The following is a 22,545-nucleotide window of genomic DNA, read 5'->3' as shown; positions in this document are numbered from 1 at the left end:
CGACTGTCTCCAGTCGGGACGACAGGATTTGAACCTGCGACCCCTTGACCCCCAGTCAAGTGCGCTACCAAGCTGCGCCACGTCCCGCTGCAGTTCCCCCGGTGTCCCCGGGCGGCTGCGCAGGAGAAACATTACCTCACTCGGTGGGCCGGATCGACGCCCGTGCCTGCTGGGCGCGGGTCGCCAGGGATTCCGCACCGCAGGCCGTGGCCAGCTTGTGCGCCCGTGCGAGCTGTCCCGGGGAACGGGTCGCGATGCCGTGGTCGACGAGGGCGAGGGCGAGCTCGTAGCTGGACGGGGAAGCCTCCAGGTGGCGGACCGCCTCGCCCAGCAGGTGCGCGGCCTCTTCCGGGCGGGCGAAGAGCGACACACAGCGCAGGGCCTCGCCGATCGCCGTCTCCGTTCCGAAGCGCTCGGCATGTACCCGGGCCGCGGCGGCGAGCTGGGCGGCGCGGCCCCGGTCCTCGTCGGCCAGTGCGCGCGCCAGGTCACCGGCCCAGGGGCCCCAGATTCCGTTGAACCTGCCACGGGGTTCGAGGGACTGACCTGCGGCTTCCAGCTCGGTGACCGCTTCCTTCACGCGGCCTTCGGCGAGCAGCAGCCGTCCCCGGACGCACGGCCCGTCGGGCAGCACCATGGCGCTGGGGTAGGGCGCACCGAAGTCGTACTGGTCGGCGACCTTGCGGGCCTCGGTGACCCGGCCGCGTGCCAGCAGCGTGTCGATGAGCAGACACGCCGCGTCCCAGTGGACGGGCAGACCGCTGCCGACACGGTCGGCGAGCCGGAGTCCCTCGCGAAGGAATCCTTCAGCCTCGGCGAGACGGCCTCGGCGGCGGTGGACCAGGCCGAGGAGCGTATGGGCGAAGGCCAGGTGGGCGCCGCTCCAGCCGGAGATCTCGAAGGCGCGCACGGCCTCGCCGAAGAGTTCCTCCGCGCGGTCGAGTTGGTCGGTGAAGGCGTAGGTGATGCCGAGCAGAGTGGGGAGTTCGAAACCCCATTCCGTATCGGTCCAGCCGAGACCGCGGGCGGGGTGCCCGTTGACCAGGGCGCGTTCGCAGAGGTCCACGATCAGCTGGGAGTTCTCGCCGCGCAGCATGGCGTCGAAGGCGCGCAGGGTGAGCAGGGCCCGCTCGGCGTTGTCCCGGCCGGCGAGGTGGTCGGCGTTGGCGGCGAGCCGTCGCGAGCGGCCCGGCCCGTCGTCCTCGGCCGCCTGCATGCCCTCCCAGAGGAAGTGCGCGGCCTGCAGGCGCATCAGACCGGGGCCGGGTGCGGTCCGCTCGGCCTCGGCGGCGAGGGCCTGCGCCGCCTCCTTGAGCTGGTTGTTGTGGGACAGCGCCGCGGCGAGCCGGAACGTGGCGTCGACCCGCAGGTCGTCCGCCAGACCCGGCAGGTCGAGCGCGGCACGCAGATGCTGCACCGTGGTGGGCGGTGAGCTGAGCAGGGTGGCGCAGCCCAGTTCGTAGAGCAGGGTCGCGCGCACGTCCTGGCGCGGCGGTTCCTGAAGGGCTCGTTCCAGACAGCGGCGGGCCGCTTCGGGGGCACCGACCGCGAGGTGCTGGTCGGAGGCCGCCCGAAGTTGCTCGACCAGCTCCTGGTCGTCGTCCGGATGGACTTCGAGAAGGTGCCGGGAGGCCGCTGCGGGCCCGAGACCGGCCCGGGTGATCGCCCAGGCCGCCCTGCCGTGCATGGCAGTGCGGGTGGCGGGCGGAATCGAGCGGTACACGGCGGTAGCGATCAGCGGGTGCACGAACTCCAGCGGATCGAAGCCGCTGACGATACGGGCCTCACGCAGCCGGGCCGTGCAGTCCGCCGCCTCGGCAGGGCTCATGCCGGCCAGGGTGGCGGCGAGGTCCTGGGAGATGTCGGTGCCGAGGACGGCAGCGGCCCAGGCGAACCGGTTGGCGTTGGTGCCGAGCCGTTCGAGCCGGGCCACGAGGCCGCTGCCGCGGGCCGAGGCGCCGAGTTCGCGCAGCAGGCCGGCGGATTCCTCCAGCGGGACGAGTTCGCGGTCCTGGACCTTGGCGACGAGCTCGACCGCCTCGTAGGGGTTGCCGCCGGTGACGGCCCACACCTCGCGGCAGAACGGGCCGTCGGCGTGCTCGCCCAGTCCCGCGCGGACGAGTTCCGCGGTGGCGTCCGGTGTGAGGGCCCGCAGGGCGACCCTGACCTGCGCCGGATGGCCGCCCGCGGCGGTGCGCGCCGCCTCCCGGGCCGCGAGCTCCTCGGGGCGGTGCGCCTGGACGACCAGGACCGGCAGCTCACCGAGGCGGGCGGTGAACGAGGCCAGCCAGGCGAGGGATTCGCCGTCGGCCCAGTGGGCGTCGTCGATGACGAGCAGCAGCGGGCGGTGGCTCAGCCGGGAGGCGAGCCGTGAGACGACCCAGTCGAGACCGTCGCGCACACCCTGCGGATCGGGCTGCGGGCCGGTCGGTTCGACAAGCCCCAGGGCCGGTGCCGTGATCTCGTACCAGGCTCCGAACAGGGCGCGTACGTCGTCGATGGGGAGCTGGTCCAGCGTGGGCTGCAGCAGTTGGCGTACGACGTGGAACGGCACGGAGGTGACGGTTTCGCCGCCCCTTGCGGACCAGACGGTGCACCGGTCGGCTGCCATGGTCCGGATCTCGGACAGCAGTGCCGTCTTGCCGATGCCTGCTTCGCCGCTGAAGATCAGCAGCCCGCCGGCCGCCTGTGCGCCGCAGAGTGCGTCGACGGCGTGCGCGGCAGCTGCGAGTTCCGGTTCGCGCTCGTACAGCGGCCGGGACGGTTTCATGCCTGCCCTCCCCCAAAGTGGTACGGACAACTGCCGAGAATAGTCGTGCGCGGGGGCCCGCCGACAGTGGTTCGGGGAGTTCACCGCAGGTACGGGGCACAATCGAGGGGTGGACGAGACTCGTAGGGACCGCGACACCGAAGGCCGGGCGCACAATGCGCGCCCCCGCGACGGGCTGGGGCGCCCCCTGCCGTACGGATCGCCCGGTGTGGAGCGGCAGCCCGAGGGGTTGGTCCGCACCCCGGAGGAGACGGTGCGGGAGGCGCAGCGACTGCTGGACGCCGGGATGCCGTTCCATGCCCACGAGGTCTTCGAGGACGCGTGGAAGTCGGGCCCCGTGGCGGAGCGTGAGTTGTGGCGCGGGCTGGCGCAGCTGGCGGTCGGGCTGACCCATGCCGCCCGGGGCAATGTGACGGGCGGGGCGCGGCTGTTGCGGCGGGGCGCGGCGGCGCTCGCGGAGTTCACCGGGGGTGAGGGCGCAGGGGGGCCGGCGGGCGAGGGGCCGCCCGTGCCCCCGGGCCTGTCCGGGGATTCCGCTTCTGCCCGGGTGACCGCCTCCGGCGGCTCCGGGGCATCCCCTTCCGATGGCTCCGCCGCCGCCCCGGTGCACGGAATCGCAGCCGGTGCGCTGATCGGCTGGGCACGGGAGCTGGCGGGGCGGGTGGAGGGCCCGGGCGCAGGGCCCGTCGACGCGGCCACCGAGGCACCGCGGCTGCGAGCCGGCCACCAGTAGCCCCGGCAGTGGGCGCGCCGGCCCGCGTCCTTTCCCTCTCCTTGACCGAGAGCGGTGAACAGGGCCGCGCGAAGCTATTACCATCCCGCCTCATGAGCACTTCTGACCACGACCAGGCCGTGGACGCCCCGATACCCGCACCCGAAGCCGAGGAGCGGCGACTGACACCGCGTCAGGCAAGACAGCTGCGCATCGTCCTGTCCTCGGTCGGCATGGCCGCGATGGCGGTCGTCCTGGGGCTGCGGATCGCGAGCCGGTCCTCCGTCCTGGTGGTCGGCGTGTACGGACTGGCGCTGATCCTGTGCGGGATCGTGATCGAGCTCAGCAGGAACGGCCGTACTCGGCTGGGCAGTTGGCTGCTGGGGATCGGCCTGGTGGCAGCGATCGGTTCGGACTGGCTGCTGATTCCCTGATCCGTGCCGCGCCGCACGCGCGCGCCAGAAGCACCCCCCGCCCGCTGCACGGTCAGTGCACGGAGATCCGTACGGTGGCGCCCTGCAGATCTGCCCGGTCCAGCCAGTCGGCGGACAGGTGGAGGGGGATGCCGGGGCGGGCGGGCAGCAGCAGTCGTTGCCGGTGCAGCAGCAGCCCGTTCTGGCGGACCACGAGCACCGGGACGGTCAGCCGGCGCTCGGTACGCAGCACGAAGCGGTTGTTCAGGGGCCGGCCTCCGTCAGGGGCGATGAGGTTGGGCGCGATCCATGTCAGCGGGGCCGCCACCGTGAGCGCCGGGCGCCCGGCGGGCCAGGACCCGGTGGTCAGATGGCGCAGTACGGGGGCGGCGGCGGCCCGGCCCTCGGCTGCCGCGGTGCCCGCGCTCTCGACAGCGTGCAGCAGATTCCCCACGGCGAAGACGCCCTGCTCACCGGTGCGGTACGAAGCGTCGTGGGCCGGGCCCCGGGTGCCGGGATCCAGGGCGACCGCACCGCGCCGGGCCAGTTCGTGGTCGGGGATCCAGTCCCCCGTGAAGACCACGGTGTCGCAGCGCAGCGTGGTCGTCCGGCCGTCGTCGTGGCGCAGCGCGACTCCGGTGAGCCGCCCCCGCCCGGTCAGTCCGGTCACGGTGGTGCGGGTGAGTACCGGGGTTCCGCGGCGGACGCGCCCCAGAGGTGCCGGCGGGTCGCCGGTCACCAGGGCGGCCACCTCGACCCCGGCGGCCCGCAGGGTGTCGGCAGCCGCGTGACTGACGGGTTCGTCGCCGACGACCACCGCCCGCGTACCGATGTACTGGTGGTGCAGGTGGACGGCCTGCTGGAGCTCCCCGGTGGTGTAGACGCCCGCCGGGCGGGTGCCGGGGACGAGCCGGGCGCTGCGGGGGCGTTCCCTGGCGCCGGTGGCGAGAAGGACGGCGCCGGCCGTGATCCGTTCCAGTCCGCCGGGGCCGGTGGCGTCGAGGACGCGGGGTCCGGCCCAGCCGGTGACGGTGACGCCGGTGCGCAGGGTGGCGCCGGCCCGTTCGGCGGCGGCCGTGCACCGCCGCGCGTACTCGGGGCCGCTCAGTCCGCCGCCGCGGCGGCTGCCGAATCCACCGTGGTGGCAGTGGCGCGGGATGCCGCCCGCGCTCTGCTCCCGTTCCAGGACCTCGACCCGCGCTCCTGATGCGGCGAGTTCGGCCGCTGCGCCGAGTCCCGCCGGGCCGGCTCCCACGACCAGTACATCGACCGTCCGCTCGCGGCGGGTCATGACCTGGTCCCCTCGATCAGTGCGCGGAGGCCGGCCCCGCAGTGGAAGCCCTGGCAGCGCCCGTTACCGGCCCGCGTCCGGCGCGCCAGCCCTGCCGTCGAGCGTGGCGGCAGCACGGAGCCCAGGGCATCGCGGATCTCGCCCGCGGTGACGCGTTCGCAGTGACAGACCACGGTGCCGTAGGCGGGATCCCGGGCGATGAGTGCGGCGTCGAGGTAGGGGCGGCCGGCCGACTCGCCGAGATCCGGCATGGTGAGCGGCGGCAGTCCGGCCGGGGCGCCCAGGTCGAGACCGGTCCTGGCGAGGAGGCCGGTGACGTGTCCGGCGATGGCCATGGAGGCGGTCAGCCCGGTGGATCGGATGCCGCCCACGGCGATGTAGCGCAGGTCCGGGTACTCCTGGATCCGGTAGTCCTCCTGGCCGGTGGCCGCTCTCAGTCCCGCGTAGACGGCGTTGACCTCCTCGTCGATCAGCCGCGGCAGGATCCTGCGCCCCCTCTCCCGCAGAAACGCGAGTCCGTCCGCCGTCGACTCGGTGGCCGCCTTGTCTCCGAGGTCCTCGGAGGTGGGGCCGAGCAGGACGTTGCCGAAGACGGTCGGGGCCACCAGGACGCCCTTGCCCGCCGCGGTGGGAACGGGGAGCAGGATGTGGTGGACGAGGTCGCGGGCGAGTTTGTCGAAGACGATGAGCTGTCCGCGGCGCGGTGTGACCGTGAAGACATCGTGCCCGAGCAGGCGGTCGATCTCGTCGGCGTGCAGTCCCGCCGCGTTGATCAGCTGCCGGGTGCGGAGCGGGCCGCGGGTGGTGGTCAGGGTGTGGATGCCGGCGTCGGATTCGATGTGCGTGACGCGGCAGTCCAGGTGCAGATGGACGCCGGCCAGCAGGGCCTGGGTGGTGAAGGCGAGCGGGGTCGTCCAGGGGCAGATGACGGACTCGTCGGGGATCTCCAGTGCGCCCAACGCGCCCGGCCCCAGGTTCGGTTCGAGTTCGGCGAGCCGGACCCGGTCCAGCAGCCGGCCCGCGTGGTAGCCGTTCTTCTCGGCCTTCGCCAACAGCCCTGGCAGTGCGTCGAGTTGTTCCTCGTCCCAGGCGACGAGGAGGGCGCCGACACGTTCGACGGGGATACCCGTCGCGGCGGCGTAGGCGGCGAGCTCGCGCTGCCCCTCGCGTACCAGCCTGGCCTCCAGCGAACCGGGCACGGCGTCGAAACCGGTGTGCAGGATCGCGGTGTTGGCCTTGGACGTGCCGTCGCCGATGTCGTCGCAGGCCTCGACGAGCGCGGTCCGGACGGGGTAGCGGGCCAGCTCACGCGCGATCGCGGCGCCGACCACTCCCGCGCCGATCACCGTGACGTCGTACGGCGCGTCGTCGGGCAGCGGCCGGCCGGCCTTCGTGACGGTGCACGTCACCGGCCCGCCCGCCCGGACAGCTGTCACGACCGCTCCAGCAGGGTTCCCACGGCCGCACGGAACCGGGCGAGCCGCTCGGCCGCCTCGTCGGGGCCGATCCGGGGCTCGTACACCGCGGCCGGCTCCCAGGCGGGCACGGCCTGCCGTAGCGTGAGTCCGGGATCGAGGCCCATCCGGGCCACGGCGCCCACGCCGAGTGCGGTGGCATCGGGCAGCGCGGAGACCTCGACCGGGCGTTGCAGCAGGTCGGCCTGGGTCTGCATGAGCAGCGAGGAGCGGGTGAGGCCGCCGTCGACACGCAGCGCCCCGGGCCTCTCCCCCAGATCCGCGGCCACCGCTTCGGCCAGCTCGACGACCTGCGCGGCGATGCCCTCGCACAGGGCCCGCACCAGGTGCCCCGCCGTGGTGTCGAGGCCCAGCCCGGTCACCGAACCCCGCAGGTCTCCGCGCCACCAGGGGGCGGCGAGTCCGGCGAGCGCGGGTACGAAGGTGACGCCCCCGGAGTCGGGGACGGAGCCGCCGACCGGGTCGAGGTCGGCGGCGCCCGAGATCACCTTGAGGTCGGTGAGCCAGCGCACCGCGGAGGCCGCTGTGTAGACCTGTCCGTCCAGGCAGTAGCTGGTCCGCCCGCCGAGCCGCCACGCGACGCAGCTGACCAGTCCACTGGAGCTGCGGCGCGGGACCGGGCCGGTCTGGGCGAGCAGGAACGCACCCGTGCCGTAGGTGCACTTGGCGGTGCCCGGTTCCAGGGCGCTCTGGGCCAGCAGGGCTGCCTGCTGGTCGACGAGGAGGCCGGTCAGCGGGAGTTCACCCCCGAACGCGGTCGTGGCACCGAACGCTCCGGCGGCGTCGACCACCGTGGGCAGCCGTTCGCCGGCCAGGCCGAAGATGTCCAGGGCGGGGGGAGACCAGCCGGCCCGGTCGAGGTCGAGCAGCTGGGTGCGCCCGGCGGTGGCGGCGTCCGTGACGAACTCCCCGGTGAGCCGGTGGACCAGCCAGGAGTCGCTCGTGGTGACGACTCCCTCGCGGGTCAGTTCACGGCGGATCCAGGCCATCTTCGGGGCGGCGAAATAGGGGTCGAGCGGCAGTCCGGTGAGCTGCTTCAACTCCGCTTCGCGCTCGCCGAGTCCGGTGCAGATTCCGGCGGCCCGCCGGTCCTGCCAGACGATCGCGTCGGTGAGCGGCCGTCCGGAGTCCGGGTCCCAGGCGAGCACGGTCTCGCCCTGGTTGGCGAGCCCCACGGCGGCGACCGGTTCGCCCGCCTCGGCCAGGGCCCGTGTCCCGGCCTCGACGACCGAGCCGAACAGCTCGGCGGGGTCCGTCTCGACCGCTCCGCCGGCACCGAATCGAGGGCGCACGGGAGCCGAAGCGGAACCGATCACGCCACGCTCCGGACAGATCACCAGCGCCTTGGTGCCGGAGGTCCCCTGGTCCACGGCGAGTACCGGACCTGTCATCGGCTCCCCAGCGGTAGGCAAGCTCCGGCGCTTGAACGGAATGGTGATCTTCGGCTGCGGGAACCCAGGGTGGTGCAGCCCAGCGGCTACGTCAAGCACCCGCAAGGCGTACGTCCGGAACGGCCATATGGCGGCCAACCTCCTGTATAAGCACGTGACTTGAATAAGATCCACGAATCATTCGGGGGTTCGACACAAGGGGCTCTACACTCACCGCCGAGCAACAACCGGACGCTTTACAGCAGTTCGTATTTCAACAGCTGCTTCACCCCCCACGTCCTTGAGGATCGATGAGACCGACACCATGCCCCGAGCGCATCGATGGCCAACAGTGATTTCCGGCCGGTTTATCATCCGGCCGGCCACGACCATGAACTCCGCTCCGCGTTACAGGACTTACGTACCGGGCGCTGGCTCTCCATGCGCGATCTGCTGGAGAGCACCCCGGGCTGGACGCTGTGGACCCAGCGCACCCAGGTGCTCGGCGCGGTCGCCGCGGGATCGGACGCGGTACAGGCCTGGCTGACGGAGGAGCCCCGGAGCGTCGCGGCAGCCGTGATGCACGCCCGGGTCGTCGTGGAACGGGCCGTCCGCGCCCACCGTGAGAGTCACCGCCGGGCCCAGGAGCTGTGGCAGCAGGCATGGGAGGCATGCCGTTCGGCCGCACACGCCTCGCCCGCCGACCCGGTGCCCTGGGTGTGCCTGCTGGCCCTCTCCCAGCTCGACGAACGCCAGCGGCTGGAGGAGCACCGGCTGCACCCGCCGGGCCCCATGCTCTTCCCCGGCCCCTGGGGCCTGCTGGCCGAGGCGGACAAGCGCGATCCGCACAACCGCGAGGCCTACCACCGGATGCTGCAGTTCGTCTACGCGCGCAAAGCCGGCGGCTCCCTCTCCGAGGCGGTCAACTTCGTTCAGTGGGCCGCCTCCTCGGCTCCCGACGGATCCGCCCTCCATGTGCTTCCGCTCTATGTGCGGGTCGAGCGCTACCGCCGCGAGCGCGGCCATGAGAAGGCGCTCGACCTGCACTGGGTCACCGAGGACGCGGAGCGTGACGCCGTCCGCGCTCTGCACCTCTGGTTCCGTCGCACGTCCGCGCCCAGCCACGCCCTTCTCGACCTGAACCATCTGGCCCACGCCCTGTGGGGCGCGCTCCAGTTCGCCGACGCCGCCCCGGTGTTCAGAGAACTCGGCCCCTATTTCACCTCGCTGCCCTGGGCGTACCGCACCCGCTCGCCCAAGGACCCCGGCGGCGCCGAAGAAGTGTTCCTGCGCGCCCGCAGCCGCGCCCTGGCCGCGGAGCGCGACCCGGACCGGGGGCCGCACGGCTGAGCCGGTGCCCCGTGTCCCCCTCTCTGTCCCCAGCACCGTCACCGCTCACGGAGGTCCCCCCATGTCCATATCCACCTCGCCCCACACGGGTTCCGAGGCCGACGAGCCGAAGGACGAGGAGCAGCGGCTGCGCGAGCTCGGCTATCAGCCGGTGCTCGCACGCCGGATGGGCGGCTTCGGCAACTTCGCCATCAGCTTCTCCGTCATCTCGATCCTGTCCGGCTGCATGACCCTGTACGGCTTCGGCATGTCGACCGGCGGGCCCGCGGTGATGCTGTGGGGCTGGGCCGGGGTCGGTCTGTTCGTGCTCTGCGTGGGCATGGCGCTCGCCGAGGTCACCAGCGCGTACCCGACGTCCGGGGCGCTCTACTACATGGCGGACCGGCTCGGCGGCCGCAAGTGGGGCTGGTACACCGGCTGGCTGAATCTGCTCGGGCTGCTCGGTGCGATCGCCGGTATCGACTACGGCGCCGCACTGTTCACCGGTGCGCTGATGAATCTGCAGTGGGGGTTCAGCCCCACCCCCGGCAGGACAATGATCATCTTCCTGTGCATCCTGCTGCTGCACGCCGTGCTGAACCTCTTCGGTGTCCGGCTCGTCAGCGTGCTCAACTCGATCAGTGTCTGGTGGCACCTGGTGGGCGTCGCGGTGATCGTCTCGGTACTGGCGATCGTCCCCTCGCACCACCAGTCCCCGTCGTTCGTCTTCACCGAGTTCGTCAATGACACCGGCTGGGAGAACCCGCTCTACGTGGCCGCGATCGGTCTGCTGCTGGCCCAGTACACCTTCTGCGGTTACGACGCCTCCGCCCATCTGTCGGAGGAGACGTCGAACGCCTCGGTCTCGGCGGCCCGCGGCATCGTCCGCGCGATCTGGGTCTCGTGGCTGGCCGGCTTCGTCCTGCTCGCCGGGCTGACGTTCGCGATCCAGGACTACGCGGGCACCCAGAACAGTGCCACCGGGGTCCCGCCCGCCCAGATCCTGATCGACGCGCTGGGGACATCGGGCGCCACGGCGATGCTGCTGATCGTGATCGCCGCGCAGCTGTTCTGCGGCAACGCCGAGGTCGCCGCCGCCAGCCGGATGGTGTTCGCCTTCAGCCGGGACAACGCGCTGCCCGGCTCCGCGCTGTGGCGCAAGGTGAGCGCCCGCACCCAGACGCCGGTCAACGCGGTGTGGCTGTCGGTCGTCGTGGCCGGACTGCTCGCCGTGCCGTCGCTGTACTCCGCGACCGCGTACGGTGCGGTGACCGCGATCAACGTCATCGGCATCACGCCCGCCTACGCGATCCCGATCTTCCTGAAGCTGCGCGCCGGTGACCGTTTCGAGCGCGGGCCGTGGCACCTGGGCCGCTGGTCGAAGCCGGTCGGCTGGATCGCCGTGGTGTGGGTCGCCATCGTGACGGTGCTGTTCCTGCTGCCGCAGTCCTCGCCGGTGACGATCGACTCGATGAACTACGCCTCGATCGCGCTGGTCGCCGTGCTGGTACTGGCCACCGTGTGGTGGTTCGTCGCGCGGCGTTCGTACAGCACGCCGTCGGCGTACGGCAACGCCCGTGAGCAGGCGGAGATCGAGGAGGGCATCGTCTGACACCCGGCCTTCTTTCCGGCGCCCGGCCCTTCCGGACCACCGGTCCGGGAGGGCCGCCGTCAGTTCAGCAGCAGCTGGAGACCGCCCAGCACGGTCGCCCCGATGACGAGCCGCTCGAAGAGGACCTGGTTGATCCGGTCCACGCACTTGCGGCCGAGCCAGGCGCCGGGGAGCACGAACAGCAGCATGCAGGCGTCCAGCAGCAGCGACTGCGCGTCGATCAGCCCGAGGCCGACACTGAACGGCACCTTGGACGTGTTGACGATCAGGAAGAACCACGCCGAGGTGCCGAGGAAGCCGAGCTTGCGGAAGCCGGCCGAAAGCAGATAAAGCGACATGACGGGACCACCGGCGTTGGCGACCATCGTGGTGAAGCCGCCGAGCACCCCGTACGAGCGCGCCTTGAGCCGCTCGGCCGCGGCGGGCGGCCCGGTCTCCGCCACCGGCTCCTCGCTCCCGGCCGCGGCGCGGCGCCGCCAGACCGTGACCCCCGCCATGAAGACCAGGATCGCCCCGATCGACGTCCGCACGGCGGCGTCGTCGGCCCACATCATGAACAGGGTGCCCGCCACCACGCCGACGGCGACGGCGGGGAAGAGCCGCAGCAGCGTCGGCCAGTGCGCGTGGCGACGGTAGCTGAGCACAGCCAGCACATCACCGGCGATGAGGATCGGGAGCAGCACTCCGGTGGACTCGCGGGCGGGGAGTACCGCCGCGAAGACCGCGAGACTGATCGTATTGGCACCGCTGACCGCCGTCTTGGAGAAGCCGACGAGCGCGGATGCCGCGGCCAGTGCCGCCAGTTGCCAGAGGGTGAGGGTGTCCATGCCAGGAACAGATCGTAATCCCCCATGATTTTCGGCCATGACCCAGCCCGCAGACCGGCATGGCTATGCTGCGCTCCAAGCGCTCACACGAAGCGTTCAAACGCACAACGCGCAGCGGTACGGCGAGGGGGCCAGCAGTATGCGGGAGCCGGTTGAACTCAGGCGTCAGCGGATCATGGCGGTGGTGGAGTCGCGCGGGCCGGTCAAGGTCAGCGCCCTCGCCGCCGAACTGGACGTCTCCGTGGTCACGGTGCGGCGGGATGTCGAGGAGCTGACCCGGGCAGGGCGGCTGCGGCGCGGTCACGGCGTGGCCAGGCCTTTGCGGGATCCTGCGGGAACCGCGGCCGTACCCGGCCCGCGGGAGGGCGAGCCGGCCGGTGAGGGCGGCGCGGTCGCATTGGTCGTACCCGAGCGGCATTCGTACCTGTACGAGACGCTGCACGGCGCCCGGACCGTGCTGGAGGAGTCCGGGATCCGGATCGCGCTGCACATCGCACCGCAGTCGGCAGGCGCCGAACGGCCGCTGGTGGAACGCGCACTGGCGGACGGGGCGCGCGGGCTGCTGATCGCCCCGCGCTGGCGCAACGCGCTGTCGGAGGAGCTGGACTACGGCTGGCTGGCGGACGTGGGGGTGCCGACCGTGCTCATGGAGCGGCGGCCCAGGCCGGGCAGCGCTCTGCACGCGCTGGACTCCGTCTGTTCGGACCACTGGTACGGGATGCACCTTGCCGTGGAGCACCTGGTGTCGCTGGGCCACCGCCGTATCGTGCTGGCCGCCCGTGACGACAGCCCGACGGCGCGCACCGTGCGCGCCGCGTTCGCCGACATCGCGGCGGGGCGGCCCGAGGTGACGGACTGGACGGTGGTGCTGAGCTCGCCGAACGCCGTGCCGGGCCCCGGGCCGTCCGGGACGGAGCCGGCGCCCGGCGCCTCCCCCGCGAGCGCCGGCCACGCGCTCGATCTTGCCGCGCTGCTGCGCGAACGCGGCGCCACGGCGGCCGTGCTGCACGGCGATGTGGACGCGCTGATGCTGGTGCAGCGCCTGGCCGAGAGCGGGGTGCAGGTGCCCCGGGACTGCTCGGTGGTGGCGTACGACGATGTGGTCGCGGCCCTGGGCAGCACACCGCTGACCGCGGTGGCGCCGCCCAAGGCGGAGATCGGCAGGGCGGCCGCCGAGCTGCTGCTCCACCGGCTCTCCGGAGCCGCCGGGGCGGCCGGGCCGGTGCGCCGGACCGAGTTGCTGCCCGGGCTGAAGGTACGCGGATCGGCGCAGACGATCATCCCCGCCACAGACTGACCGTTTGACCGCTTCAATTTTCTTCTGAGCGATCTATTGACCGCTACCGATCAGCCGAACAGGATTCCCCGTGTCTTCAATCAGGAGCCGCGGGAGGCGCCCATGCCTGGTCGACAGAGCCGTCGATCCGTGCTCGCCACGATGGCCGCAGTACCGCTGGCGGGCGCACTGAGCGCCTGCAGCGGTGGCGCATCGGGGACGGACAGCACGAGCAGGACCAGCACCGTCAGCAACAAGTCCGGCCGCAACGCCACGCACATCACCTTCTGGTCCGCCCTGCGCGGGAGCCAGGAGGTGGTGGACGCGTTCAACCGGACGCACGACACGATCCAGGTCGACTTCCAGCAGATCCCCTCCGGCCCGCAGGGCGGCTACGCCAAGCTCAGCAACGCCTCCCGGGCCGGAAACGCCCCGGACGTCGCGACGATCGAGTACCCCCAGGTCCCGGGCTTCGCCATCGACGGGGTCGCCATGGAGCTCACGGACATGCTGAGCGACGGCCTGCGGGACAAACTGCTGCCGCAGGCACTGGGCCTCACCACGTTCGAGAAGCGCGTCTTCAGTCTGCCGCTCGATGTCGAGCCGATGGTGATGCACTACCGCACCGACCTCTTCGCCGAGTACGGCATCGAAGTCCCGGGCACCTGGGACGAGTTCGAGGAGGCGTCCCGCACCGTACGCCGCAAGGCGCCCGGCCGGCGGCTGACGACCTTCGCCACGGACGGCGGGGGCCAGTTCGCCACGTTCGCCTGGCAGGCCGGTGCCCAGTGGTTCGACACCAGCGGCGGCGCCTGGAACATGTCCCTCGCCGACGAACCGAGCCGCCGCGTGGCGGCGTACTGGCAGCGGCTGATCGACGAGGACCTGGTCACCATGAGCCCGGTGGACAGCAGGGCGTACGACGCCCTCCTCAGCTCCGACAAGGTCCTCGTCCGGCTCAGCGGCGCCTGGGACGCCGGGGCCCAGATGAAGGCCCGTCCCGGCCAGAAGGGCAAGTGGGCCATCGCGCCGCTCCCCCAGTGGACTCCCGCGGACCCGGCGCTCGGCACCCACGGCGGATCGACCTTCGCGGTCACCAGCAGCAGCGACCACCCCGAGGCAGCCCTGCAGTTCATCGAGTGGCAGATCTCGCACCCCGACGCGCTGCTGGCCCGGCTCTCCAGCGGAGCCAGCAGCCAGTACCCGGCCGTCCCCGGACTCGTTCCCGTCGGCCGCAAAGGTTTCGACCGCGGCTACTACAGCGGCCAGGACATCTACACGCTGTTCGACCAGGAGGCGCACAAGATCCGGGACGGCTGGACGTGGGGCCCGCGGATGACCGCCACGCTGAAGGTCATGCAGGACGGTTTCGCCCGGATGGGCGGCGGCCAGGGCTCGGTCCTCGACGCGGTGCGCGCGGCCCAACGGGGCACCATGCCCGACCTCAAGGCGCTGGGCCTGTCCACCACCGAGCACAGCAGCTGATCCGCAGACCGTCCCCCATCCCAGCAGCAGAGAGGCAGGTGACACCGATGACCAGCCCGCTCACCTCGACGGCTTCCGCCCCCGTGGACGCGCCCGGTTCCGCCGCGTCGCCGAAACCCACCACAGCCCCGGGTGCCGTCCGGAAGTCGGCCAGGCGCCGTGAACTCGGCGCGGCCGGCACCCTGATGACCCCCTTCTTCATCCTTCTGGTGACGGTCTTCCTGATCCCGGTCGGCACCGCCGTCTGGCTCAGCTTCTTCAGCGACGACCAGCCGGGGCTCGGATTCGGCCCCGAGCGCACGGTCTTCGTCGGACTGCGCAGCTACAGCGCCGTACTGACCGACCCGACGTTCCTGAGCGGTCTGGGCACAGTCGTCCTGTACTGCCTGATCTACATCCCGCTGATGGTGATCGGCGCACTGGCACTGGCCCTGCTGCTGGACTCCGGAGTGGTACGACTGCGCTCCTGGGCGCAGCTGGCGCTCTTCCTGCCGCACGCCGTGCCCGGCATCATCGCCGCCGTCATCTGGCTCTACCTCTACACACCCGGGCTGAGCCCGGTGATCGACCTGCTCGGCAAGGCCGACATCACGATCGACTTCCTCGGCGTGCACACAGTGGTGCCGTCGATCGTGAACATCGCCCTGTGGAGCAACCTCGGCTACAACATGGTGGTCTTCTACGCCGCGCTGCAGGCCGTGCCGCGCGAGGTCATCGAGGCGTCCGTCGTCGACGGTGCCGGGCCGGTCCGTACCGCGCTCCAGGTCAAGACGCCGCTCGTGCGCTCCTCGATCGTGATGGTCGCGACGTTCACCCTGATCTTCGCGCTCCAGCTGTTCACCGAACCCATGCTGCTGAGCCAGTCGACGCCGATGATCAGCTCGCGGTTCTCGCCCAGCATGTACATCTACGACGCGGCGTTCACCCGTAACAACTACGGCCTGGCCGCCGCGGCCTCGGTCGTCCTGCTCGTCCTCACGATCGCGTTCTCCTACGGCGTGACCCGCTGGACCAACCGCTCCAACGCCCCCGAGGAGGACGCCCGATGAGCGCGACGAGTCCCACCCGCAACGCCGCCGCCCTGCGCCCCCGGCTCCTGGGCCGATCCGTCGTCAACCTGGTCGTCGGCATCTCCGTGCTGTACACGCTGCTGCCGGTGCTGTGGCTGGTGCTCGCCTCGTCGAAGGACCGCGACGCCCTGTTCGGCAGCGATGTGTTCTCGCTCGACCACTTCTCCTTCCTGCAGAACCTCAAGGACCTGTTCGCGATGGACGGCGGGGTCTACGGGCGCTGGTACGGCAACAGCCTGCTGTACGCGGTCCTGGGCGCGGCACTCGGCGCGATGATCAGCATCGCCTGCGGGTACGCCTTCGACAAGTACCGCTTCGCGCACAAGGAGAAGCTGTTCGGCCTGGTCCTCGCGGCGGTGATGGTGCCGCAGACCGTACTGGCGCTTCCGCTGTACCTGATGGCGTCCGGAACCGGGCTGGTCAACACCTTCTGGTCCGTCTTCATCCCGGTGCTCTTCAATCCGTTCGGGGTGTACCTGGGGCGGATATTCAGCCAGGGCTACGTGCCCAACGAGGTGCTGGAAGCGGCCCGCGTGGACGGGGCCGGGGAGCTGACCACATACGTCCGGGTCGCGCTGCGGATGCTCGGTCCCGGCCTGGTCACCGTGTTCCTGTTCCAGCTCACCGCGATCTGGAACAACTTCTTCCTGCCCATGGTGATGCTCTCCGACCAGGACCTGTATCCGGTCAGTCTCGGTCTCTACACCTGGAACAGCTCCGCCACGGTCTCACCCGAGTACTACCCCGTGGTGATCATGGGTTCGCTGCTCGCGGTCCTGCCGCTGATCCTCGCCTTCGCGCTGCTCCAGCGCTTCTGGAAGTCGGGGCTCACCGCGGGCGCCGTCAAGTAGCCGGACCGGTCCGCACCCCTCCCCCGTACCAGGAGAAAGATGCCCCTCACCACCCCTGCCGCGCGGCGCAGGCCGCGCGCCGCCGTCGCCATGAAGCCGGATGCCGCGGCCGCCCTGCTGGACGCGCGCTCGCTGGCCGCGCTCTCGGATGTGTGCGACCTCGCGCCGCTGCCCGTGCTCGACGACTTCACCACCGACCGGGCCCGCGCCGTACTGGCGGACACGGAGCTGCTGGTCACCGGCTGGGGCTGCCCGCCCCTCGACGAGGCGGCGCTGGCCGCGGCGCCCCGGCTGCGGGCCGTCGCACACATGGCCGGCAGCGTCCGCGGACACATCACCGAGGCCTGCTGGGAACGCGGCATCGAGGTGTCGTCGGCTGCCGCGGCCAACGCGCTGCCGGTCGCGGAGTACACCGTCGCGATGATCCTGCTCTCCGGCAAACGGGCCCTGGAACGGGCCCGTGACTACCGCACCGAGCGCCACCGCGACAACTGGCTGGCAACCTCCCCGGAGGTCGGCAACTACGGCCGGACCGTCGGCATCCTGTCCGCCTCGCTCATCGGCCGGCGGGTCGTCGAACTGCTGCGCCCCTACGACCTGCGGGTGCTGCTGCACGACCCGTACGTGAGCGACGAGGAGGCGGCCGCGCTGGGCGTCCGGCCGGTCGGGCTCGGTGAACTGTTCGCGCGGAGCGACGTGGTGAGCGTCCACACCCCGCTGCTGCCCGCCACCCATGGGCTCGTCAGCCGCGAACTCCTCATGTCCATGCGCCCGGACGGCGTGCTCATCAACACCGCGCGCGGCGCCGTCGTCGACCAGGACGCGCTCACCGACGTCCTGCGGCTCGGCCGCATCCGGGCGGTGCTCGATGTCACCGACCCCGACACGCTGCCGACCGGCCACCCCCTGTGGGAGTGCGAGAACGCGCTGATCACCCCGCATCTGGCGGGCTCCCAGGGCAACGAGTGGCGGCGGCTCGTCGATCTGGCCGTGGGCGAGAGCGAACGCTGGGCCGCGGGCGACGGATTCGCCCATTCCGTACGACGCGAAAGGCTGGCCTTCCTCGCATGAACCGACCGCACACGGACTCTCCCCTGGAACTCCCCGCCGACGACCGGTCGACGAGCCCAATCACCGGTTACACCCGCGCGCACTGGGAGGCGGCGGCGGACGGACTGCTCAAGGCCGCCTGGCAGTGGGCCACCCCCGGCAGCGCGCTGCTCGACCTGCCGGGCCGCCCATCGGCCTCCGGGGTCCGTTCCGACGGTCTGGAGGGTTACGCGCGCACCTTCCTCGCCGCCGCCTTCCGGGTCGCGGGCGCGGAAGGCAAGGACCCGCACGGCTGGCTCGACCGCTACGCCGACGGGCTCGCGGCCGGTACCCGCACGCCCGGCCGCGACGACACCGAGTCCTGGCCGCTGATCCTCGACCACTCCGTGTTCGGCCAGCCCATGGTGGAGTCCGCCTCGGTCGCCATCGGGCTGCGGCTCACCCGGCCGTGGCTCTGGGACCGGCTGGACCCGGCGGTGCAGGACCGGGCCGAGGAGTGGCTGCGCGGCTCCCTGAGGCACATCCCCGCGCCGAACAACTGGTACCTGTTCCCCTACTCGGTGGCCGGATTCCTGGAGTCGGTGGGGCGCGGCGACGCGGAGACGGCCCGTGCAAGGGAGCGGGCACTCGATCTGCTGGAGGGCTGGTACCGCGGCCAGGGCTGGTACGCGGACGGCGACGGCCGCGCCTTCGACCACTACAACGGCTGGGCGCTGCACCTCTATCCGGTGCTCGACGCCCATCTGTCGGGCGACGCCGAGCTGTCCGCGCACTACGGATCACGGCTGCGCGAGCACCTGGAGAGCTTCTCGCTGCTGTTCGGCGGGGACGGCGCGCCGATCCACTTCGGGCGTTCGCTGGCCTACCGGTTCGCGGCCGGCGCGGCGGTCGGGCTCGGCGCGGTCACCGGACAGACCCCGCTCGCACCGGGCGCGTCCCGGCGGGTGATCAGCGGGGCGCTGCGCTACTTCCTGGACCGCGGCGCGACCGGCACCGACGGACTGCTGAGCCTGGGCTGGCACGGACCGCACGACGCCACGCTCCAGCCCTACTCGGGCCCGGCCTCGCCGTACTGGGCGTCCAAGGCCTTCGTCTCGCTGCTCGCCCCGGCCGGCCACCCGCTGTGGACGGCCACCGAGGAGCCGGCCCCGAGTGAGGGGCCCGACCGGGTGCTCGCACTGCCCGCGCCGGGACTGCTCGTCCAGTCGACCCGGGCGGACGGGATCGTACGGCTGCACAACCACGGCAGTGACCATGTCCGGCCGCACGAGGGCGAGTCGGCGGTGCACGACGACCCGCTGTACAGCCGTCAGTCGTACTCGACGGTGACCGGCCCGACCTCACGGGCGAACGCGGCCGACAACCATCTGGCCGTCCTGGTCGCAGGGGTTCGCAGCGGCCGTCGCGCGATCCGGCCGCTCGGGGCGGGCGGCGGCGACGGCTGGGGCTGGGCCGCGTCCTGGCACCGGCCGGTGTTCGCGGGCGGTGCGCCGATGGTGCCGGGGCTCCGGGTGGAGAGCGTGACCGTCGTCCGCGGCCGGTACGAACTGCGGGTGCACCGGGTGCTGGGGGCCCCGCCCGGCACCCGGGTCGAGCAGACGGGCTGGGCGACCGGCCCGGGGTCCGAGGTGACGTCGGCGCTGCACGGTCTGCACGGCTGGGAGTCCCGGGACGAGGTACGGGCTCCGCAGGGCACGGCGTACACGCCCTGGGCGGTGCTGCCCCGGCTGGGCGCGGACGCCGAGGGCACGGTGGTGCTGGTGGCGCTCGCCTCGCTGAGTGCGGAGCCCGGCGCGGACGCGCTGGACGCGGTGGTGAGCGGGGTGAACGTCGACGGGGACACGGTCGAGGTGTGCTGGTCCGAGGACGCGGCGACGACCCGTATCGCGTTCGGGCCGGTGACGGTCGGCCACGGCTGAGCAGGTGGCAGAGGGGTGCGGGGCCGGTAGCCGCGCACCCCTCTGCCTCATGCGTCCGTACGGATCACGACCGCCAGGGTGCGCGGACCGTGTACGCCCTCCACCCGTTCCAACTCGATGTCCGAGGTGGCCGACGGTCCGCTGATCAGTGTCGTCGGCCGCTCCGGCACCAGCCGGGCCACCGCCTCCGGGACGCCCACCTGCACGGTCGACAGATCGACGACGCAGACGTGGAGATCGGGCACCAGCGACAGCGCCCGCCGTCCCTGGTCGGGCGACCCGTCCAGGAAGATCGTGCCGGTCTCGGCGCAGCTGACGGCCGAGGCCGTGACGACACCGTCGAGGGCGTCCAGCCGTGGTGCCGGGATGTCCGCGGAGTCCTGCTGGACCTCGCCGTCGTAGGCGGTGAGCCACTGCGGGTCGAGTCCGGCGGGCACCCCGATCCGGTGGGCGCCCTGCTCCCGCAGCACCTCGGCGACGACCTCGGCGGTCCGGTCCGCGGTGCAGGGGTGGACCTGTGCCTTGTAGTCGACGAGCCGGTCCGTGAACAGGGCCAGGCGCTCCGCGTCGGGGAGGGTGCGCCCGGTGCGGTAGTCCCGCGGGACCGGGGTGTCTGCGGCGGGAGCGAGGGCCAGGGCGTCCCGGACACGGCCGAGCACCGTTTCGCGAGCGGTCGTCACTTCTCCTCCTCCTGCTGCTGGTTCTGCGTGTGTTCGTCGGCTGCCGCCCGCATCGTCGCGGTTCCCTCCGCCGATGCCAGCCAGGATCGGAAGGTCTGCTTGGGCGGGGCGGGGATGTCCCGGCTGTCGCTCCACCCGTTGAACGGCGGCGGCAGGTACGAGATCTTCTTGTCCCGGCCGGCGATGACGCGGCCGAGGCCCGAGGCCTTCTGCGCCGCGGTGAAGAGCTTCGGCTTCTTCATCACTCCGGCCGCCGCCTTCATGGCGAGTTTCTCGGCCGTGGTGCCGGACTCCTCGGTGTGCTGGTGGCGCAGCTCCACCAGCAGCGACGGGATGTCGATCTTGACCGGGCAGGCGTCGAAGCAGGCCCCGCAGAGGCTGGAGGCGAACGGCAGCGAGCTGTTGGGGTCGTCCTTGGCGGCGTGCATGCCGGCGAGCTGCGGGGTGAGGACGGCGCCGATCGGTCCGGGGTACGTCGATCCGTAGGCGTGGCCGCCGGCGCGTTCGTACACCGGGCAGACGTTGAGACAGGCCGAGCAGCGGATGCAGTTGAGCGCCTCGCGGCCGATCCGGTCGGCGAGGGCCGCGGTGCGGCCGTTGTCGAGGAGCACCAGATGGAAGGTCCCCGGCCCGTCGCCGGGGGTGACCCCGGTCCACATCGAGGTGTACGGGTTCATCCGCTCGCCGGTGGAGGAGCGCGGCAGCAACTGCAGGAAGACTTCCAGGTCCTGGTAGCGCGGCAGCACCTTCTCGATGCCCATGACGGTGATCAGGGTGTCGGGCAGGGTCAGGCACATGCGCCCGTTCCCCTCCGACTCGACGACGGACAGGGTGCCGGTCTCGGCGATACCGAAGTTGGCCCCGGAGACGGCCACCTTCGTCGTCATGAACTTCTCGCGCAGATAGGCGCGGGCCGCGGCGGCGAGGTGCGCGGGGACGTTGTCCAGGGACGGGTCGACGCCCGGGATCTCCTTGAGGAAGATCTGCCGGATCTCGTCCCGGTTGCGATGGATCGCGGGAACCAGGATGTGCGAGGGCTTGTCGTGGGCGAGCTGCACGATGAGCTCGGCGAGGTCGGTCTCGTACGGGGTGATGCCGATGGATTCGAGGTGCTCGTTGAGGCCGATCTCCTGGGTGGCCATCGACTTGACCTTGATGACCTCCTTGCTGCCCGTCTCCTTGACCAGCCGCGCGACGATCTCGTTGGCCTCGGCGCCGTCCCGTGCCCAGTGGACCGTGCCGCCGCGTTCGGTGACCTTGCGCTCCAGCTCCTCCAGAAGTTCGGGGAGGCGGTTCATGGTGTCGGTCTTGATGGCCGATCCCGCGTCGCGCAGTTCCTCCCAGTCGGGCAGCTCGCCGGTGACGTTGATGCGTTTGGCGCGGATGGTGTGGGTGGCACGGCCGAGGTTGCGGCGCAGCTGCTCGTTGCCGAGCTCGTCGTGGGCGGCCGCGGGGAACGTCCGGTCGCCGCGCAGGTTGCCCGTCCCGTACGGGGAGCGCGGCGGGGTCGCGGGCATGCCGAGAAAGGTGCTGCTCATCGGGCGGCCTCCAGCGGGAGATGCGGCGAGGTACGGGTGGCTGCGAGGATCTGCGCCAGGTGCAGGGTGCTGGTGCCGGAGCTGATCCGGGAGAGCCCGCCGCCGATGTGCATCAGGCAGGAGGAGTCGCCTGCGGTGCAGACATCGGCCCGGGTGGTGGCGATGTTGCGCATCTTGTCCTGGAGCATCGCGGTCGACGTGTCGGCGTTCTTCAGGGCGAAGGTGCCGCCGAATCCGCAGCAGGCGTCCGCCTCGGGCAGCTCGGCCAGATCGATCGAGTCGACGGCCCGCAGCAGTCGCAGCGGCTTGTCACCGACCCGGAGCATGCGCAGTGAGTGACAGGTGGGGTGGTAGGTGACCCGGTGCGGGAAGTACGCGCCGACATCGGTGGCGTCCAGCACGTCGACGAGGAATTCGGAGAGCTCGTACGTCTTCGCCTTCACGGTGGCGACGCCCTTGCGCAGTGCCGCGTCACCGTAGCGTTCGGCCACGATCTCGTGCTGGTGGCGGACCGAGCCGGCGCACGATCCCGAGGGCATGACGACGGCCTCGATGGAGGAGTCGCCGAACTGCTCTGCGAAGTTGCGCACCAGCGGGACGGGTTCGCGCTGGTAGCCGGTGTTGACGTGCATCTGGCCGCAGCAGGTCTGCCCCGGCGGGAACACCACCTCGTGACCCAGGCGGGCCAGCAGCACCGCGGTGGATTTCACCGCCTCGGGGAAGAGCGTGTCTCCCAGACAGGTGGCGAAGAGTCCGATGCGCATGGGTCTCCCCGATCATTTCTCTGCGTAGCTCAATTTATGGTCCGACCATACTATCCTCCATCCGGAAGCGGGAAGAGCGTGACGCACCCATGTCCGGCGTCGAGAAGGCGCCA

The 22,545-nt window shown here is 71.7% G+C and carries 18 protein-coding genes and 1 tRNA gene; 10 read left to right on the top strand and 9 right to left on the bottom strand.

Translation table 11 applies throughout. The features are described from left to right. Positions 1–13 precede the first annotated feature (13 nt). Both ACFVW8_RS09770 and ACFVW8_RS09765 read right to left on the bottom strand, forming a co-directional pair. Positions 14–87: transfer RNA gene (locus ACFVW8_RS09770), tRNA-Pro, on the bottom strand. Positions 88–136: 49 nt separating this feature from the next. After that, positions 137–2,770, bottom strand: coding sequence for an ATP-binding protein (locus tag ACFVW8_RS09765; RefSeq protein ID WP_389687901.1), 2,634 nt, complete (start codon positions 2,768–2,770; stop codon positions 137–139). A 109-nt stretch (positions 2,771–2,879) separates the two neighbouring features. Here ACFVW8_RS09765 and ACFVW8_RS09760 point away from each other — a divergent pair, with 109 nt between their 5' ends. Then, the gene (locus ACFVW8_RS09760) at positions 2,880–3,503 is read left to right on the top strand and encodes a DUF309 domain-containing protein (RefSeq protein ID WP_389687899.1); all 624 of its coding nucleotides are present in this window, start codon (positions 2,880–2,882) and stop codon (positions 3,501–3,503) included. A gap of 92 nt (positions 3,504–3,595) precedes the next feature. Continuing rightward, a complete protein-coding gene (locus ACFVW8_RS09755; RefSeq protein ID WP_389687897.1) occupies positions 3,596–3,916 on the top strand; it encodes a hypothetical protein in 321 nt (106 codons plus the stop codon). 52 nt (positions 3,917–3,968) lie between these two features. Here the strand turns inward: ACFVW8_RS09755 and ACFVW8_RS09750 are convergent, their stop codons facing one another. From ACFVW8_RS09750 to ACFVW8_RS09740, 3 genes are read right to left on the bottom strand one after another with little or no spacing between them, the layout of a single operon-like run. Continuing rightward, on the bottom strand, positions 3,969–5,186 hold the full coding sequence (locus tag ACFVW8_RS09750; RefSeq protein WP_389687895.1) for an FAD-dependent oxidoreductase: 1,218 nt from the start codon (positions 5,184–5,186) through the stop codon (positions 3,969–3,971). Beyond that, positions 5,183–6,595 (bottom strand): NAD(P)/FAD-dependent oxidoreductase, encoded by a 1,413-nt coding sequence (locus ACFVW8_RS09745; RefSeq protein ID WP_389687913.1) that lies wholly within the window; start codon positions 6,593–6,595, stop codon positions 5,183–5,185. The genes ACFVW8_RS09750 and ACFVW8_RS09745 overlap by 4 nt, the downstream gene beginning before the upstream one ends. 23 nt (positions 6,596–6,618) lie before the next feature. After that, the gene (locus ACFVW8_RS09740) at positions 6,619–8,052 is read right to left on the bottom strand and encodes an FGGY family carbohydrate kinase (protein WP_389687893.1); all 1,434 of its coding nucleotides are present in this window, start codon (positions 8,050–8,052) and stop codon (positions 6,619–6,621) included. A gap of 321 nt (positions 8,053–8,373) precedes the next feature. Between ACFVW8_RS09740 and ACFVW8_RS09735 the strand changes: the two genes are divergently transcribed. Both ACFVW8_RS09735 and ACFVW8_RS09730 read left to right on the top strand, forming a co-directional pair. Beyond that, positions 8,374–9,381: a hypothetical protein gene (locus tag ACFVW8_RS09735; RefSeq protein WP_389687891.1), complete on the top strand. Its 1,008-nt coding sequence runs from the start codon at positions 8,374–8,376 to the stop codon at positions 9,379–9,381. A 61-nt stretch (positions 9,382–9,442) separates the two neighbouring features. Next, positions 9,443–10,972, top strand: coding sequence for an amino acid permease (locus ACFVW8_RS09730; protein WP_389687889.1), 1,530 nt, complete (start codon positions 9,443–9,445; stop codon positions 10,970–10,972). A gap of 59 nt (positions 10,973–11,031) precedes the next feature. Here the strand turns inward: ACFVW8_RS09730 and ACFVW8_RS09725 are convergent, their stop codons facing one another. Further along, positions 11,032–11,799, bottom strand: coding sequence for a sulfite exporter TauE/SafE family protein (locus ACFVW8_RS09725; protein ID WP_389687887.1), 768 nt, complete (start codon positions 11,797–11,799; stop codon positions 11,032–11,034). 139 nt (positions 11,800–11,938) lie between these two features. Here ACFVW8_RS09725 and ACFVW8_RS09720 point away from each other — a divergent pair, with 139 nt between their 5' ends. The 6 genes from ACFVW8_RS09720 to ACFVW8_RS09695 all read left to right on the top strand — a co-directional run bounded on the left by ACFVW8_RS09720 (position 11,939) and on the right by ACFVW8_RS09695 (position 19,450). After that, positions 11,939–13,096 (top strand): substrate-binding domain-containing protein, encoded by a 1,158-nt coding sequence (locus ACFVW8_RS09720; RefSeq protein ID WP_389687885.1) that lies wholly within the window; start codon positions 11,939–11,941, stop codon positions 13,094–13,096. A 102-nt stretch (positions 13,097–13,198) separates the two neighbouring features. Next, positions 13,199–14,560, top strand: a complete 1,362-nt coding sequence (locus tag ACFVW8_RS09715; protein WP_389687883.1) for an extracellular solute-binding protein — start codon at positions 13,199–13,201, stop codon at positions 14,558–14,560. A 47-nt stretch (positions 14,561–14,607) separates the two neighbouring features. Next, on the top strand, positions 14,608–15,609 hold the full coding sequence (locus ACFVW8_RS09710) for a carbohydrate ABC transporter permease (RefSeq protein ID WP_389687881.1): 1,002 nt from the start codon (positions 14,608–14,610) through the stop codon (positions 15,607–15,609). Next, complete coding sequence (locus ACFVW8_RS09705; RefSeq protein WP_389687879.1) at positions 15,606–16,481, top strand: carbohydrate ABC transporter permease; 876 nt, start codon at positions 15,606–15,608, stop codon at positions 16,479–16,481. The genes ACFVW8_RS09710 and ACFVW8_RS09705 overlap by 4 nt, the downstream gene beginning before the upstream one ends. A 39-nt stretch (positions 16,482–16,520) precedes the next feature. Continuing rightward, the gene (locus ACFVW8_RS09700; protein ID WP_389687877.1) at positions 16,521–17,552 is read left to right on the top strand and encodes a hydroxyacid dehydrogenase; all 1,032 of its coding nucleotides are present in this window, start codon (positions 16,521–16,523) and stop codon (positions 17,550–17,552) included. Further along, positions 17,549–19,450, top strand: a complete 1,902-nt coding sequence (locus ACFVW8_RS09695; protein WP_389687875.1) for a DUF2264 domain-containing protein — start codon at positions 17,549–17,551, stop codon at positions 19,448–19,450. Before ACFVW8_RS09700 ends, ACFVW8_RS09695 begins: the two co-directional genes overlap by 4 nt. Positions 19,451–19,497: 47 nt before the next feature. Here ACFVW8_RS09695 and ACFVW8_RS09690 read toward each other — a convergent pair whose 3' ends face one another. The 3 genes from ACFVW8_RS09690 to ACFVW8_RS09680 are packed head-to-tail and all read right to left on the bottom strand — an operon-like array spanning position 19,498 to position 22,432. Next, entirely contained in the window at positions 19,498–20,130 is a 633-nt protein-coding gene (locus ACFVW8_RS09690; RefSeq protein ID WP_389687873.1) for a lactate utilization protein C, read from the bottom strand. After that, complete coding sequence (locus tag ACFVW8_RS09685; protein ID WP_389687871.1) at positions 20,127–21,668, bottom strand: LutB/LldF family L-lactate oxidation iron-sulfur protein; 1,542 nt, start codon at positions 21,666–21,668, stop codon at positions 20,127–20,129. Before ACFVW8_RS09685 ends, ACFVW8_RS09690 begins: the two co-directional genes overlap by 4 nt. Next, positions 21,665–22,432, bottom strand: a complete 768-nt coding sequence (locus ACFVW8_RS09680) for a (Fe-S)-binding protein (protein WP_389687869.1) — start codon at positions 22,430–22,432, stop codon at positions 21,665–21,667. The genes ACFVW8_RS09685 and ACFVW8_RS09680 overlap by 4 nt, the downstream gene beginning before the upstream one ends. Between the last annotated feature and the right edge of the window lie 113 nt (positions 22,433–22,545).

This window comes from Streptomyces sp. NPDC058221 (genome assembly GCF_042882365.1).
Taxonomy (GTDB): domain Bacteria; phylum Actinomycetota; class Actinomycetes; order Streptomycetales; family Streptomycetaceae; genus Streptomyces.
Note: the sequence above shows the minus strand (reverse complement) of the source record. Positions and strands in the feature narration are given on the sequence as shown.